The following is a 13,760-nucleotide window of genomic DNA, read 5'->3' as shown; positions in this document are numbered from 1 at the left end:
AGGAAACGAAGCTCCTGCGGAGCAGGGCAGGGAAAGCGGGTTCGCCGCGAAGGCGGGCCTTCACCGTCCACCGACCGGCAACGCTCACACTGAAGCTGATACCTGTGAGGCGTGATGCGGCAGGTCAGGCGGGCGTTCAAGTACCGCTTCTACCCCACGGACGAGCAGGCAGCGGAGCTGTCGCGCACGTTCGGCTGCGTCCGCCTCGTCTACAACAAGGCGCTGGAGGAGCGCACGCGGGCCTGGTACGGCGAGCAGCGCCGTGTCTCCTACGTGCAGTCGTCCGCCGCGCTGACGGAGTGGAAGAAGACCGAGGAGCTGGCCTTCCTGTCGGAGGTGTCCTCCGTCCCGCTCCAGCAGGCGCTCCGCCATCTTCAGGCGGCGTTCGGGAACTTCTTCGCCAAGCGTGCGAAGTACCCGCGCTACAAGAGCCGGAAGAAGTCCCGCGCGTCGGCCGAGTACACCCGCAGCGCCTTCAAGTGGCGTGACGGGCGACTGACTCTGGCCAAGATGGCCGAGCCCCTGGACATCCGTTGGTCGCGTCCGCTGCCCGAGGGTGCGGAGCCGACCACTGCGACGGTGTCCCGTGACGCGGTGGGACGCTGGTTCGTGTCCCTGCTGTGTGAGGACAGCGTCGCCCCGGCCGCCGTCACCACGGCGGCGGTCGGCATCGACGCCGGGATCACGTCGCTGGTGACCCTGTCCACCGGGGAGAAGGTCGCCAACCCGAAGCACGAGCGGCGTGACCGCGTCCGCCTGGCCCGCGCGCAGCGTGAGCTGTCGCGGAAGGCGAAGGGCTCGGCAAACCGGGAAAAGGCCCGGCGTCGCGTCACCAAGGTCCATGCGCGGATCGCCGACCGGCGTCGCGACTTCCTCCACAAGCTGTCGACTCGTCTCGTCCGTGAGAACCAAACGGTCGTGATCGAGGACCTCACCGTCCGCCACCTGCTGAAGAACGGCAAGCTCGCGCGCGCCATCAGTGACGCGTCGTGGACGGAGTTCCGCTCCATGCTGGAGTACAAGTGCGCCTGGTACGGGCGCGAACTGGTCGTGATCGACCGCTGGTTCCCCAGCTCGAAGCCGTGCGGGGCCTGCGGCACGGTCGCGGCCAAGATGCCGTTGAATGTCCGCGAGTGGACGTGCGCCTGCGGCACTGTGCATGACCGCGACGTGAACGCGGCACGCAACATCCTGGCCGCCGGGCTGGCGGCGTCCGCCTGTGGACACGGTGTAAGACCTCAACGGGAGTCCTCCCGGACGGGGCGGTCGTCGGTGAAGCAGGAACCCCAGCGGGCGACCGCTGGAATCCCCCGCCGTTAGACGAGGGAGAAAGTCAATGAACGGCTCTCTCTTCGTCGCGTCGACGCCGACGAGGTCGAGGGTGGTGAAGTTGTCGGGGCCGGGACTCAGTGGCGGGCGCGCCGCAGGTGCGGCGCCCAGCCGTCCGCCCCGGCGAGGTACGTGGCAACCGTGCGGGTGGGGGGCGTCGGGCGCCGCGAGCTGCGGGCGGTCGGCGGTTACCCCGGCGCCTTGGCCGTAGGTGCGGTACTCCGAGAACCGCGCGTCCTTCCCGACGGCTCCGAGCCCCAGCGAGCCCGGTAGTGCGGCGACCGCGACCAAGGTCCGGCCGACACCCGGGCCCGCCCCCGACCAGGTCGGCAAGCGCTTGCTACGGAGGTGCGTCATTGCGGCTCCCAACAGGCGTACGGGTTACGAGGAGGGGGTGATCCTGAACGTGGTGAAGGTGGCCGCCCCGGCGTGTCCCCCGCCGGTGGGCGCGACCGCGAAGAGGCCGAGCAGGGCGCCGACCCAACGCCAGGGCGTGGCGGCGAAGACCTGGCCGGAGGAGTGCCACCCCTCCCCCACGTCGTACGAGAAGTGGCAGCGTGCCCCGGCGCGGGTCTCGATGCGCAGCCGGGCCCGCCCGTCGGGCGCCGGGCGCGGAGGTGCCGCGTCCCGCTCCCGTTCGGCGACGGTCTCGGCGAACCGGTGGACGAGGTGCACGCTCCCGTCGGCGTCCCGCTGGAGCCCGATCCAGCGGAAGGCGTCACCGAGCACGGCGAGTCCGGCGCGCGCCCCTGGCTCCTCGCTGTCGAGGCGCAGCTCCACCTCGGTCACGGTGGGGATCCCCGGCAGCCGCTGTGTGAGCACATTCGCCAGTTTCCGCAGGTCGTGCGCGTGCACGGAGCGCACGCACGTGAGCCGCAGCCCGTCGCCGGAGTGCTGGGTGGCCCAGCCGGCGTGGGGGTCCCCCCGCTCGAGCGAAGCCGGGAGTGAGGGAGGGTTCGCGGTCCACTGCCACTGGCGTCCGAAGCGGCCGCCGGGGAAGTCGTCGTCGGTGGCCGGCGCGGCGGGCGGCTGCGCGGGCAGCGCCGGCTTGGCGTGCACGGCCACGGGGGCGCCCTCGTCCCCGAGGACGGGCCAGCCGTCGGCGTCCCAGCGCATCGGCTGGAGGTGGACGACCCTGCCGTACGCGCCCCGCTGCTGGAAGTGCAGGAACCAGTCCTCGCCGGCCGCCGTGCGCACCCAGCCGCCCTGGTGGGGGCCGTTCACGTCGGTGTCGTGCTGCTCCAGCACGACGCGCTCCTCGTAGGGGCCGAAGAAGTCGCGGGAGCGGAAGGCGCCCTGCCAGCCGGTCTCCACTCCCCCGGCCGGGGCGAGGATCCAGAACCAGCCGTCGTGCCGGTAGAGCTTGGGGCCCTCCAGGGTGAACCAGCCGGGCAGCCGGTCCGCGTCGACGATCACCTTGCCCCCGTCGAGCAGTCCCGTGCCGTCGGGCCGCATCCGGTGTCCGGTGAGTCGGTTCTTGATCCCGGAGCGGGACTTGGCCCAGGCGTGCACGAGGTACGCCTCGCCGGTCTCCTCGTCCCACAGCGGGCACGGGTCGATGAGTCCCTTGCCCTCCTTGACCAGGTGCGGCCGGGTCCACGGGCCGCGGATCTCGGGGGCGTTGACCTGGAAGACGCCCTGGTCGGGGTCGCCCCAGAAGATCCAGAACCGGTCGTCGAAGTGCCGCAGCGACGGTGCCCACACCCCGCAGTCGTGGCGGGGCGCCCGGAACTCGCTCGCGGGTTCGAGGAGGGGCAGCGCGTGGCCGACGAGCGTCCAGTTGACCAGGTCCCGGGAGTGCAGCAGGGGAAGTCCCGGGACCCGGCCGAAACTGGAGGCCGTCAGATAGAAGTCGTCGGCCACGCGCAGGACATCGGGGTCGGACCAGTCGGCGTCGAGGACGGGGTTGCGGTAGGTGCCGTCGCCCCGGTCTGCGGAGAAGGCGGGCGCGCTCGCGGAGGTCGTCACGGGCTCACCGCCTTGCGGACCAGGGCCGCCGCCTCGCCGCGGTCGAGGGTGCCGTCGGCGACGACGGTGACGACCCGGCGTACGGCGGTCCCACCGGGCTCGACGGGCAGACGTTCGGTGGGGGCGAGCGACGAGCCGACGCCCGGATACTCGTCGGCCCGGACGAACCAGGGGTCGCGGCGGGTGGTGGCGGTGGCCCCCGCGAAGACGAGCGTCCAGGTGTCGCCCGCGAGGGCGAGCCAGTCGGCGCGGGTGCCGTGGACGTCGGCCTCGCCCTCGGCGTCGGCGGTGAACACGCGCGGGGGCCGGGCCTCCTTGCGGGCCCGCCAGAAGAACCCGCCGTACGCGGCGCCGGGGCGTCCGTTGGTGGCGGGGCTGCCGATCGAGACGGGTGTGCCGGTGGTGTTGGTGAGCGAGAAGGTGAAGTCCAACGCCCAGGCGCCGTCGGTCAGTTCGGTGGCCGCGACGGTACGGCGCTCGCGCAGCAGCTCGGTTCCGGACGCCACCCAGCGCAGTTCCTCGACGAAGCCGTCGGGGTCGCGCAGTTGGAAGGCGATGTGGCGCTGGGAGCCGTGGTTGTCGAGCTCGGTCGGGCCCCGGTCGCGGACGTAGGTCCGCCCGCCCCAGAAGTTGTGCCCCTCGACGTCGGGAACGGCGACACCGACGCCGAGGTGGTGGAGGTGGTCGGCGGGGCTCAGCTCGGTGACCGCCGTACCGGACAGGGTGGTGACGGGATGGAGGTAGGGGCGGGGCGAGAGGCGGGCCGGCACCTCGGGCCGGGCGTGGTAGCGGCCCACCGGGCGGCCCGCCACCCGCAGGACGAGGGACTCGTCGGTCGTCATCAGGTACTCACCTCGTTCGCCGGTGGCTCGGGGAGCGCCCAGGGGGCGCCCAGTTCGGAGTAGAGGGCGAGGTCGTCGGCGGCGGCCGTGACCAGCGCGTCGATGCCGTCGACGACCCGGCGGTCCTCCTCGGGCAGCCGGTGCCAGGCGTCGGCCGGGAGCGCGCGGGGGTCGGGGGCGGTGCGGATGGCCTCGACGACCTTCATGAACGCGCCGGTGGTGTCCGGCGGAACGAGCAGGTCGGCGCCGTCGACGAGGTGGTCGACCAGGTTCTCCAGCAGGTCGGTGCGCCCGTACTCGATCTCCTCGGGGCCGTGTCCGGCCCGCTGGACGAGCACGCGGTCCTGCTTGTACCAGTAGGTGATCCGGCCGCTGGTGCCGTGGACGACGTTGTACGGCTCGTCGGGGTTCTCCGCGCACAGCGTGGCCGCGACGGTGATCCGGCTGCCGCGGGCGGTGGTGATCCGCACGCAGGAGGTGTCGTCGGACTCGATGTCGTTGGCCCGCAGCAGCTCGGTCTCGATACGGGTGACGTCCTCGGCGCGGCCCGCGTCGCCGAGCGCGAGCCCGGTGGCGACGGCGTGCGCGAGGGGGTTGGTGAGCGCCCCGTCGATCACGTCGACACCGTTCAGACGGCGCTTGCCCGCCCAGGGCGCCCGCCGGTAGTACGCCTCGGCGCGGGCCCAGGCGCCGGCGCCGCCGATGCCGGTGACCTCGCCGATCAGTCCGTCCGCGATCATCTTCCGGATCGCGGGCACCGCGTGCGAGCCCAGCGACTGGAAGCCGATCTGGCAGACGACTCCGGCGGCGGCCACCCCGTCCGCCATCCGGCGGAACTCGGCGTACGACGGGGCCGGGGGCTTCTCCAGCAGGATGTGCACGCCCCGCTCGGCCGCCGCCAGCGCCAGGTCGGTGTGGGTCGGGATCGGGGTGCAGATCACGGCGATCGCGGCACCGGTGGAGTCGAGGAGCGCGCCGAAGTCGGCGGACTGCTCGGGGGTGCCGAGGCCGTCCGGGATCTCGTCCGAGGCGAGCGGGGTCAGCTCGCAGACGCCGACGAGGCGGACGATCCCCTTGTCCGCCAGGCGGCGGATGTTCTCCAGGTGCCAGCGGCCGTGGCCGCGGGCGCCCGCGAGGACGAGCGGGACCGGGGTGTCGTATGCGGTGGTGTGGTTCATCGGAGCCTCCCTGCGCCCGCGCCGCGCGCCACCTCTCGGTCGGCCCTCACGGCGCTGTCGATCTTCTGGTGCAGGGTAGGTGTCCAGCCGACGTCGGCCGTCAGATCGCGCTCGCTGCCGGAGTTGTAGGCGTTGTGGATGGCCAGGAGATCCACCGGATAGCCGTTGAAGAGGGTGCCCGTCTGGTGGAGCGCGGTGCCGTTCCAGCTCTTGACCAGGTCGGCGGCCTCGACGTGGCCCGGCGTGGTGAACGCGTTGTTCTCGGCGTACACGGCGGACTCGGTGGAGATGCCCAGCGCGTAGCGGTAGTCGTGGGCGTCGGCCGGGACGACGTAGCGGTTGTTGTAGAGGTGCACCTGCCCGAAGCGGACGCGGGGCGCGCGCTGGACGACGTTCTCGAACTGGTTGTGGTGCAGGGTGACGCGGAGTCTGCCGCGGTCGCCGGTGGCGGTGTCGCCGTTGCCGATGAGGAGGCCCTTGTCGTGGTCGGCGAACCGGCTCCAGGAGACGGTGACCAGGTCGGAGGCGTTGGTGATGTCGAGCAGACCGTCGTGCCGGAGGTGGTTGCGGCCGAAGTAGGTGGGCTCGTCCTCGTCGGGGTGGCCCTGGTCGGAGATGGTGACGTGGTCGATCCAGACGTGGGTGGAGCCGCGCAGCCAGATGTTGTCGTAGGCGGTCTTCCAGTCGCCGAGGCCGCCGGTGTTGGGCTGCCAGACGGGGAAGCAGTCGTAGGCGTCGCGGAGTTCGAGATTGCGGATGATCACATGGTCGGAGCCCCTGAGCTGGAGGCTGGCCCCCTTGAGCACCGCGCCCTTGAGGCCGACGATCGTGGTGTGGGAGCCGACGGCCAGCTCGATCCGCTCGGCCTGCTTCGCCGCCGACGCCTGGCGGGCCTCCTCCTGCGGGCCGCTCGGCCTGGCGGAGCCCCAGCTGCGTGGGTCGTAGGCGGCGAGGTACTTCTTCAGCTCGTAGCCGCCGGTGGCGTAGTCGTCGCAGTCGAGCTTCTCGCCGTCGTCACCGGTGTTGGCGTCGATGGTCCCCGCGATCCGGATGATCTTGGGGGTGTCGCTGCCGCCGTCGAGCGCCCGGACCAGCTCGCTCCGGTTGCGCACGGTGAGGACATGGGCGGCGTCGGCGGTGGAACCCCCCGTGGTCCCGCCGTCGGCCGCGGCCCAGCCGTCGTCCGCGGCGAGCGTGTCCCTGCTGATGTCGCGCCCGACGTCGCGGGGCTCCGCCCCGGCCGGGGTGCTGAGCGTGAGGCCCAGCATTCCGGCGAGCGCGACGAGGGAGAGACTTCTCCTGCGGTGGCTCATCCCTTCACCGCCCCCGCGCTGAAGCCGGTGATCAGCCACTTCTGGATGAAGGCGAAGACGATCACGACCGGGACGGCGGCGATGATGCCGCCCGCGGCGAGCGCGCCCAGGTCGACGCTGTCGGCGCTGAGCAGGGTGTTCAGGCCGACCGGGATGGTCTGCTTCTCCTGGTTGCTGAGGAACATCAGCGCGAACAGGAAGTGGTTCCAGGAGTGCACGAAGGCGAAGGAGCCGACGGCGATCAGACCGGGCCGCAGCAGCGGCAGCACGACCACCCGGAACGCGGTGAACCGGTTGCAGCCGTCGACCCAGGCCGCCTCCTCCAGCGAATACGGCACGTTCTTGATGAAGTTGCTGATCAGGATGATCGACAGCGGCAGCTGGAAGACCGTCTCGGCGAGGATGACGCTGCCGAGCGAGTTGATCATCCGCAGCTCGGCGAAGATCTGGAACAGCGGTACGAGGAGCAGTGCGCCCGGGACGAACTGGGAGCACAGCAGCGCCAGCATGAAGCCGCGCTTGATCTTGAAGTCGAAGCGGGCGAGGGCGTAGCCACCGGCGAGGGCGACGAGCGTGGTCATCAGCAGGGTGACGACCCCGACGAGCACGCTGTTCTGGAAGTAGGTGCCGAAGCTGCGCTCGTTCCACACCTTCTCGAAGTGCTCGAACGTGATGGGCCACGGCACGAGCGAGGTCGAGCCGGGCTTGCGGAGCGCGAACAGCAGGATCCAGTAGAAGGGGACGAGGGTGAAGACGAGGTAGATCGACAGGGGCAGATAGATCTGCCAGCGGGGCACCTCGTCCCAGGCGCGGTGCTGCTTGCGGGGCCGCTGCGGGGGCTCCTCGGCCGCCGGCGCGGGCGTCACCGGAGCGACCTTCTCGGCGTCCTTGGTGATCACTTGGACTCGCCTCCGAACTTGCTCAGCCGCAGATAGACCATCGAGCAGAAGAGCAGGATCACGAACGCGACCGTGGTCAGGGCGGACGCGTAGCCGAAGTTGTGGGCGTCGACCGAGGTGTTGGCGATGTACAGCGGGAGCGTGGTGGTCTCGCCCGCGGGTCCGCCGCCGGTCAGGGTGTAGAGGAGGTCGACGTTGTTGAACTCCCACACCGCGCGCAGCAGCGTGGAGAGGATGATCGCGTCCTTGAGGTGCGGCAGCGTGATGTGGAAGAACTGCCGGACGCGGCTCGCGCCGTCGACCTCGGCGGCCTCGTAGAGGTCCTTCGAGATGGACTGGAGGTCGGCGAGGATGAGGATCGCGAAGAAGGGGACACCGCGCCACAGGTCGGCGACGACCGCCGCCGAGAAGACGGTGGAGGTGTCGGAGAGCCAGCTGGTGCCGTACTCGCCGATGCCGATGTCCGCGAGGTAACGGGTGATACCCGTCTGGGAGTTGTAGAGGAGCACCCAGATCGCGGAGGTGAGGACACCGGAGACGGCCCACGGCGAGAAGACGAGTGCGCGGCCGAGGGCCCGGCCGACGAACGTCTGGTTGACGATCAGCGCCAGCGCGAGACCGAACAGCAGCTGGAGCCCGACCTCGACGACGACCCACTTGGCGCTGAAGACGAGGGTGTCCCAGAACAGCGGGTCCTCGGTGAAGGCGTGGACGAAGTTGTCGAAGCCGGCGAAGCCGTTCCGCCAGGGCTTGGTGGGGTTGTAGTGCTGCAGGCTGTAGTAGAAGACGCTGACGACCGGGTAGGCGATGAAGCCCAGCATGAGCAGGGCGGCCGGGGCGATCAGCAGGTAGGGCAGCCTGCGCGGGGTCGCGGAGGCACGGCGCGCACGGCTCCGCCGGGGTGGCGCGGGCGGTTTCGCCACGGCTGCGGCTTGGGCCATGACTGGGGCTCCGTTTCTGGGTACGTCGTTGCGCGTTGTGGTGCAGGAAGCGCTTTCTCGCTGGGCAGAGGGGGGTGGTTCGCGGAACGGGGACGCGGCTTGCGGATCGGTCGCGGGTGCGGGTGCGGGTGCGGGTGCGTGGGGGCTTGTCACGCAGTTCCCCGCGCCCCTTGTCGGCACCCGGCGTCAGAGTGTTCAGCCCGCGTAGGGGTCCGGGACCTTGCCCGGTCTGGCCAGGAACTCGAAGTCGCAGCCGGTGTCGGCCTGGGTGATCTGGTCGTTGTAGAGGGCGCCGTAGCCGCGTTCGTAGCGGGTGGGCGGCTCGGTCCACTCCGCTCGGCGGCCCTCCAGCTCCTCGTCGTCCACGTGGAGATGGAGGGTGCGCGCCTCGACGTCGAGGGTGATCGGGTCGCCGGTGCGGACCAGGGCGAGCGGGCCCCCGATGTACGACTCCGGCGCGACGTGCAGCACGCAGGCGCCGTAACTGGTGCCGCTCATCCGGGCGTCGGAGATCCGCACCATGTCCCGTACGCCCTGCTTCAGCAGGTGGTCGGGGATGGGCAGCATCCCGTACTCGGGCATGCCGGGGCCGCCCTTGGGGCCGGAGTTGCGCAGGACGAGGACGCTGTCGGCGGTGATGCCGAGGGACGGGTCGTTGATGGTGCGCTGCATGGTCTTGTAGTCGTCGAAGACGACCGCGGGACCGGTGTGCTTGAGCAGGTGGCGCTCGGCGGCGATGTGCTTGATGACCGCGCCGTCGGGGCAGAGGTTGCCGCGCAGGACGGCGACCCCGCCCTCGGCGGCGAGGGGGTTCTCGCGGGTGCGGATCACGGCGTCGTTGTGGACGAGCGCCCCGTCGAGCTGCTCGCGCAGCGTGTCGTGGGAGACGGTCGGCCGGTCCAGGTGCAGCAGGTCGGTGATCCGGGAGAGGAACCCGGGCAGACCTCCCGCGAAGTGGAAGTCCTCCATCAGGTACGTCTGACCGCCGGGACGGACGTCGGCCAGCACCGGGACCGTGCGGGCGATGCGGTCGAAGTCGTCCAGGGTGAGCTTGACGCCGGCGCGGCCGGCCATGGCGATGAGGTGGATGACCGCGTTGGTGGAGCCGCCGAGCCCGAGGACGGTGGTGACGGCGTCCTCGAAGGCGTCGGCGGTGAGGATGTCGCTCAACTTGCGGTCCTTGTGGACCAGTTCGACGATCCGCAGGCCGGACCTGGCGGCCATCCGGTCGTGCCCGGAGTCGACGGCCGGGATGCTCGACGCGCCGGGGACCGTGACCCCGAGGGCCTCGGCGGCGGCGGTGAGCGTGGAGGCCGTGCCCATCGTCATGCAGTGACCGGGCGAACGGGCCAGACCGGACTCCAGTTCGGTCATCTCGCAGTCGCCGATGAGCCCGGCGCGCCGGTCGTCCCAGTACTTCCACATGTCGGTGCCGGAGCCGAGGACCTCGTTGCGCCAGTGCCCCGGCAGCATGGGCCCGGCGGGCACGAACACCGTCGGCAGGTCGACGCTGGCGGCGCCCATCAGGAGGGCGGGCGTGGACTTGTCGCAGCCGCCCATCAGCACGGCCCCGTCGACCGGGTACGAGCGGAGCAGTTCCTCGGTCTCCATCGCGAGCATGTTGCGGTAGAGCATCGGGGTCGGCTTCTGGAAGGTCTCCGAGAGGGTGGAGACCGGGAACTCCAGCGGGAAACCACCCGCCTGCCACACACCCCGCTTGACCGCCTGCGCGCGGTCCCGCAGGTGCACATGGCAGGGGTTGATGTCCGACCAGGTGTTCAGGATCGCGATGACCGGCTTGCCCAGGTGCTCCTCGGGCAGATAGCCGAGCTGGCGGGTGCGGGCGCGGTGGCTGAAGGCGCGCAGCCCCGACGAGACGCCGCTGCCGTACCACTGGTGGCTGCGGAGTTCCTCCGGCTTCCTCATGTCGACCGGCTTCGTCATACCGACCACCCCGCGGCGATGGAGGCGACCTCGGCCCGCTCGTCCTCGGGCAGGCCTTTGCTGGGCGCCCGGACGTCCCGGCGGCACAGGCCGAGCGAGGCGAGGGCCTCCTTGACCACGGTCACGTTGTCGGCGGAGCCGTTCGCGGCGCGCAGCTCCTCGAAGCGGCGGATCTGCTCCCAGACCTTCATGGCGGCCGGGTAGTCGCCCGATCGAAGCGCTTCCATCATGTTCAGCGAGACGGCCGGGGCGACATTGACGAGCCCCGAGGTGAAGCCGGTGGCGCCCGCCGAGAAGTACGAGGGGGCGTACGGTTCGGCGAGTCCGGCCACCCAGACGAAGCGGTCCAGGCCGGCGTCGCGGGCGAAGGCGGCGAAGCGCGCCGCGTCCGGGACGGCGTACTTCACGCCGATCACGTTCGGGCAGTCGTCGGCGAGTTCGGCGAGCCGGGCGCCGGACAGCTGCGCGTTGCGGATGTAGGGCACGACGCCCAGCTCCGGCACGGCCTCGGCGATGGCCCGGTGGTAGTCGACCCAGCCGCCCTGCGAGACGTAGGGGTGGACCGGCTGGTGGACCATCACCATCTGGGCGCCGGCCGCGCGGGCGTGCCCGGCGGAGGCGACCGCGGTCGGGATGTCGTGTCCGACGCCGACCAGGACCACGGCGCGGTCGCCGACCTCGTCCATGGTCAGCTCGGTGACCAGGCGCCGCTCCTCGGGGGTGAGGGCGTAGAACTCGCCGGTGTTGCCGTTGGGCGTGAGGGTGGTGATCCCTCCGTCGAGCAGCCGACGCAGCAGGGCCCGGTGGGCGCCCTGGTCGACGGTGCCGTCCTCGGCGAACGGAGTCACCGGGATGGCCACCACGTCGGCCAGAGCCGTCCGTTGGGTCTCGAACGTCACGCTGCTCATGGATGACCTTCCTCTGCGAGGACTGCGGAGGCCGCCGCCTGCGCGGCCGCGGCCTCGTGAACTCGGGGGCTTACGGGGTGGTGCGGGGCCGGGGGTCCTGGTCTCCCTGGATCCGGCCGACGGGCGGGCCCTCGTCGCCGTCGTGGGCTCCCGGGAAGGCCCGCTCGACGAACGAGGCGATGTGCGCGTGCAGGGCGGCGGCCGCGCCGTCGGCGTCGCCGTCGAGGGCGAGCCGCAGGATCTCCCGGTGCTCGGCGGCCTCCCGCTCCCACGAGGGGTCGGCGGCCCAGGCGACGGCGGACACCAGGGCGGCCTGGTCGCGCACCTCGTCGAGCATCCGGCCGAGCAGCGGGTTGCCGCAGGGCACGTAGAGCGCGCGGTGGAACTCCCGGTTCGCAAGGGACCGTTCGGCGGTGTCCGTGGCCTCGTCGGCCCGGGTCAGCGCGTCGCTCGCCGCGTCCCACGAGGCGCCGCGCCGCACCGAGCGGCGCAGGGCCTCCGGCTCCAGGAGCAGCCGTACGTCGTAGACCTCGCGCGCCATGTCCGCGTCCACCATGCGCACCGTGACGCCCTTGTACTGGCTCATCACGACGAGCCCGGTGCCGGCCAGCGTCTTCAGCGCCTCGCGCACGGGCGTCTTGGACACCCCGAACTGCGCGGCCAGCTCGGTCTCGACCAGGGCCTGACCTGGCGTCAACTGGCCGGTGAGAATGCGGTGTTTGATCCCCTCCAGCACGAACTGCGTGCGGGACGGGATCGGCGTGGGCACAGAGGTCATGCGCGGCCTCTCGAATGTCACGGAGATCCCCCACGAGCTGCCGGTCCCGGCGTCTCACGTATCTGATCTCGCGTATCGCGTCTCATATATGACGTACGAAGTACGACGCGTTGAAGGTAGGAGGGGGCTCGGGTTTCGTCAATGCTTCCGGCAGAAGAATCCGTGGTCGCCGTCACACGATCCTGGTGTCGCCCTCACGCGCGCTCTCGGTGGGCCCGCCGAACGCCACGGCCGCGCGTCCGGCGGCTTCCTCCCTGGTCAGCGTGGGTCCCACATGGGTGACGAGCAGCCGGCTCGCTCCCTTGGCGTACGTTCCGGCCTCCTCCGGCGTGAGATGCACCCGGGGTTCGCCTTCGCGATGCGCGGTGACGTCCGCCTCGCACAGGAAGAGGTCGGCGCTGCCCGCGAGGTGGGTGAGCACGTCGCACGGCCCGCTGTCCCCCGAGTACGCGAACACCCGCCCCTGGCACTCGGCGCGCAGCCCGTACGCCTCCGCGTCGTGGACGACGGCACGCGCGGTGAGGGTGAGGTTCCAGTGCCGGGCGGTGTGCCCGTCGTACAGCGGGCGGAACTCGAACACGCTGCTCAGGAAGGCGGTGTCCGGCCGGCCGAAGAAGCCCGCGACCCGCTGCGCGCAGCCGTCGGGCGCGTAGACGGGGATCGGGGCGGGCAGAGTGAGGCCGCCGTACGCGAAGCCGTACGCGGCGGCGAGCAGATCGGCGCTGTGGTCGGCGTGTAGATGGGACAGCCAGATCGCCGTGAGCCTCGCGGGGTCCGTGTGCCGCTGCAACTCGGCGAAGGTACCGAACCCGGCGTCCACCCATATCTCCGCGCCCCCGCCCCGCAGCAGATACCCGGAGGCGGGCCGGCCCGGTCGGGGATGCGGAGAGGCGGTGCCGAGGACGGTGAGGCTCAGGGGCATGTGGGGGAGCGTACGGACGCGGGCGGGAGCCCGCGCCGGATTTCGCGTGTTCTGTCTGGGGAGCGCCTACGCCTTCCAGTTCGGGTCGCGTCCGCTCAGGCCGATGGCGCGGTCGAGGAGGGGCGCGTCGTCCGGGACGGCCACGACGGGGCCGAAAATGCTGTCCCGGCTCGGGTCGCCGACTGACGCGGCGAGGAAGTCGTGGGAGGCGGCCAGGGCGTCCGGGTCCGGCTCGTACTCCTGGCCGGTGGCGCGGGCGAGGTCCCAGCCGTGCACGACGAGTTCGTTCACGGCGACGGCACCGGCGACGGCCCCCGGCAGCGGCACACCGCCCGCCCGGGTGTCGCCGGTCCAGGCGGCCGGGTCGCGCCACGCCTCCGCGAGTTCGCCGAGCGTCCGGGGCAGGGCCTCGCGCCAGTCGGGGCCGATGTCGGGGAGGGAGGAGCCGGGGTCGGTGTCCGTCGTGGGCCCCAGGTCCTTGCGGGCGGCGTCCCGGAAGGCTACGGAGAGACCGAGCAGATGCCCGAGGAGGTGCCGCACGGCGTACGCGGGACAGGGGGTCACGCCGGAGAGCTGCGCGTCGCCCACGGCCCGGACGAGGCGGGCCACGGCGCGGGTCTGCGCGGTGAGATCGAGGGGGGTGGGGAGGGGGCCGCTGTCGTCGACGGTCATCCGAGGCTCCTTCGGGTCGGTCTGGGCGCATGCCTTTCTCGGTAGACCGACTCGGTGGGGAAAACT

Annotated in this window: 12 protein-coding genes; 1 reads left to right on the top strand and 11 read right to left on the bottom strand. The window is 71.5% G+C overall.

Translation table 11 applies throughout. From position 1 onward, the window contains the following. The first annotated feature begins 111 nt into the window (after positions 1–111). Complete coding sequence (locus AOK23_RS06410; protein WP_055711769.1) at positions 112–1,320, top strand: RNA-guided endonuclease InsQ/TnpB family protein; 1,209 nt, start codon at positions 112–114, stop codon at positions 1,318–1,320. Positions 1,321–1,710: 390 nt separating this feature from the next. Here the strand turns inward: AOK23_RS06410 and AOK23_RS06405 are convergent, their stop codons facing one another. From AOK23_RS06405 to AOK23_RS06355, 11 genes are all read right to left on the bottom strand, one after another. Beyond that, a complete protein-coding gene (locus AOK23_RS06405) occupies positions 1,711–3,297 on the bottom strand; it encodes a glycoside hydrolase family 43 protein (protein ID WP_055711768.1) in 1,587 nt (528 codons plus the stop codon). Then, positions 3,294–4,139, bottom strand: a complete 846-nt coding sequence (locus AOK23_RS06400; RefSeq protein ID WP_055711767.1) for a DUF6807 domain-containing protein — start codon at positions 4,137–4,139, stop codon at positions 3,294–3,296. Before AOK23_RS06400 ends, AOK23_RS06405 begins: the two co-directional genes overlap by 4 nt. Further along, positions 4,139–5,317 (bottom strand): Gfo/Idh/MocA family protein, encoded by a 1,179-nt coding sequence (locus AOK23_RS06395; protein ID WP_055711766.1) that lies wholly within the window; start codon positions 5,315–5,317, stop codon positions 4,139–4,141. Before AOK23_RS06395 ends, AOK23_RS06400 begins: the two co-directional genes overlap by 1 nt. Continuing rightward, positions 5,314–6,630 carry a pectate lyase family protein gene (locus AOK23_RS06390; RefSeq protein WP_055711765.1) on the bottom strand — a complete coding sequence of 439 codons (1,317 nt, stop codon included), beginning with the start codon at positions 6,628–6,630 and terminating at the stop codon, positions 5,314–5,316. The genes AOK23_RS06395 and AOK23_RS06390 overlap by 4 nt, the downstream gene beginning before the upstream one ends. Further along, on the bottom strand, positions 6,627–7,529 hold the full coding sequence (locus tag AOK23_RS06385; RefSeq protein WP_055711764.1) for a carbohydrate ABC transporter permease: 903 nt from the start codon (positions 7,527–7,529) through the stop codon (positions 6,627–6,629). The genes AOK23_RS06390 and AOK23_RS06385 overlap by 4 nt, the downstream gene beginning before the upstream one ends. After that, positions 7,526–8,470 carry a carbohydrate ABC transporter permease gene (locus AOK23_RS06380; protein WP_055711763.1) on the bottom strand — a complete coding sequence of 315 codons (945 nt, stop codon included), beginning with the start codon at positions 8,468–8,470 and terminating at the stop codon, positions 7,526–7,528. Before AOK23_RS06380 ends, AOK23_RS06385 begins: the two co-directional genes overlap by 4 nt. A gap of 195 nt (positions 8,471–8,665) precedes the next feature. Then, positions 8,666–10,414, bottom strand: a complete 1,749-nt coding sequence (gene araD, locus AOK23_RS06375) for an L-arabinonate dehydratase (protein WP_055711787.1) — start codon at positions 10,412–10,414, stop codon at positions 8,666–8,668. Continuing rightward, a complete protein-coding gene (locus AOK23_RS06370; protein ID WP_055711762.1) occupies positions 10,411–11,322 on the bottom strand; it encodes a dihydrodipicolinate synthase family protein in 912 nt (303 codons plus the stop codon). The genes araD and AOK23_RS06370 overlap by 4 nt, the downstream gene beginning before the upstream one ends. A gap of 70 nt (positions 11,323–11,392) precedes the next feature. Then, a complete protein-coding gene (locus AOK23_RS06365) occupies positions 11,393–12,100 on the bottom strand; it encodes a GntR family transcriptional regulator (protein ID WP_055711761.1) in 708 nt (235 codons plus the stop codon). 172 nt (positions 12,101–12,272) lie between these two features. Beyond that, positions 12,273–13,022, bottom strand: coding sequence for an MBL fold metallo-hydrolase (locus AOK23_RS06360; RefSeq protein ID WP_055711760.1), 750 nt, complete (start codon positions 13,020–13,022; stop codon positions 12,273–12,275). Positions 13,023–13,088: 66 nt separating this feature from the next. Next, positions 13,089–13,694, bottom strand: coding sequence for a TIGR03086 family metal-binding protein (locus tag AOK23_RS06355; protein WP_055711759.1), 606 nt, complete (start codon positions 13,692–13,694; stop codon positions 13,089–13,091). Between the last annotated feature and the right edge of the window lie 66 nt (positions 13,695–13,760).

This window comes from Streptomyces torulosus, from assembly GCF_001419765.1.
GTDB lineage: Bacteria > Actinomycetota > Actinomycetes > Streptomycetales > Streptomycetaceae > Streptomyces > Streptomyces torulosus.
This window is presented reverse-complemented; position numbering and strand designations above follow the sequence as displayed.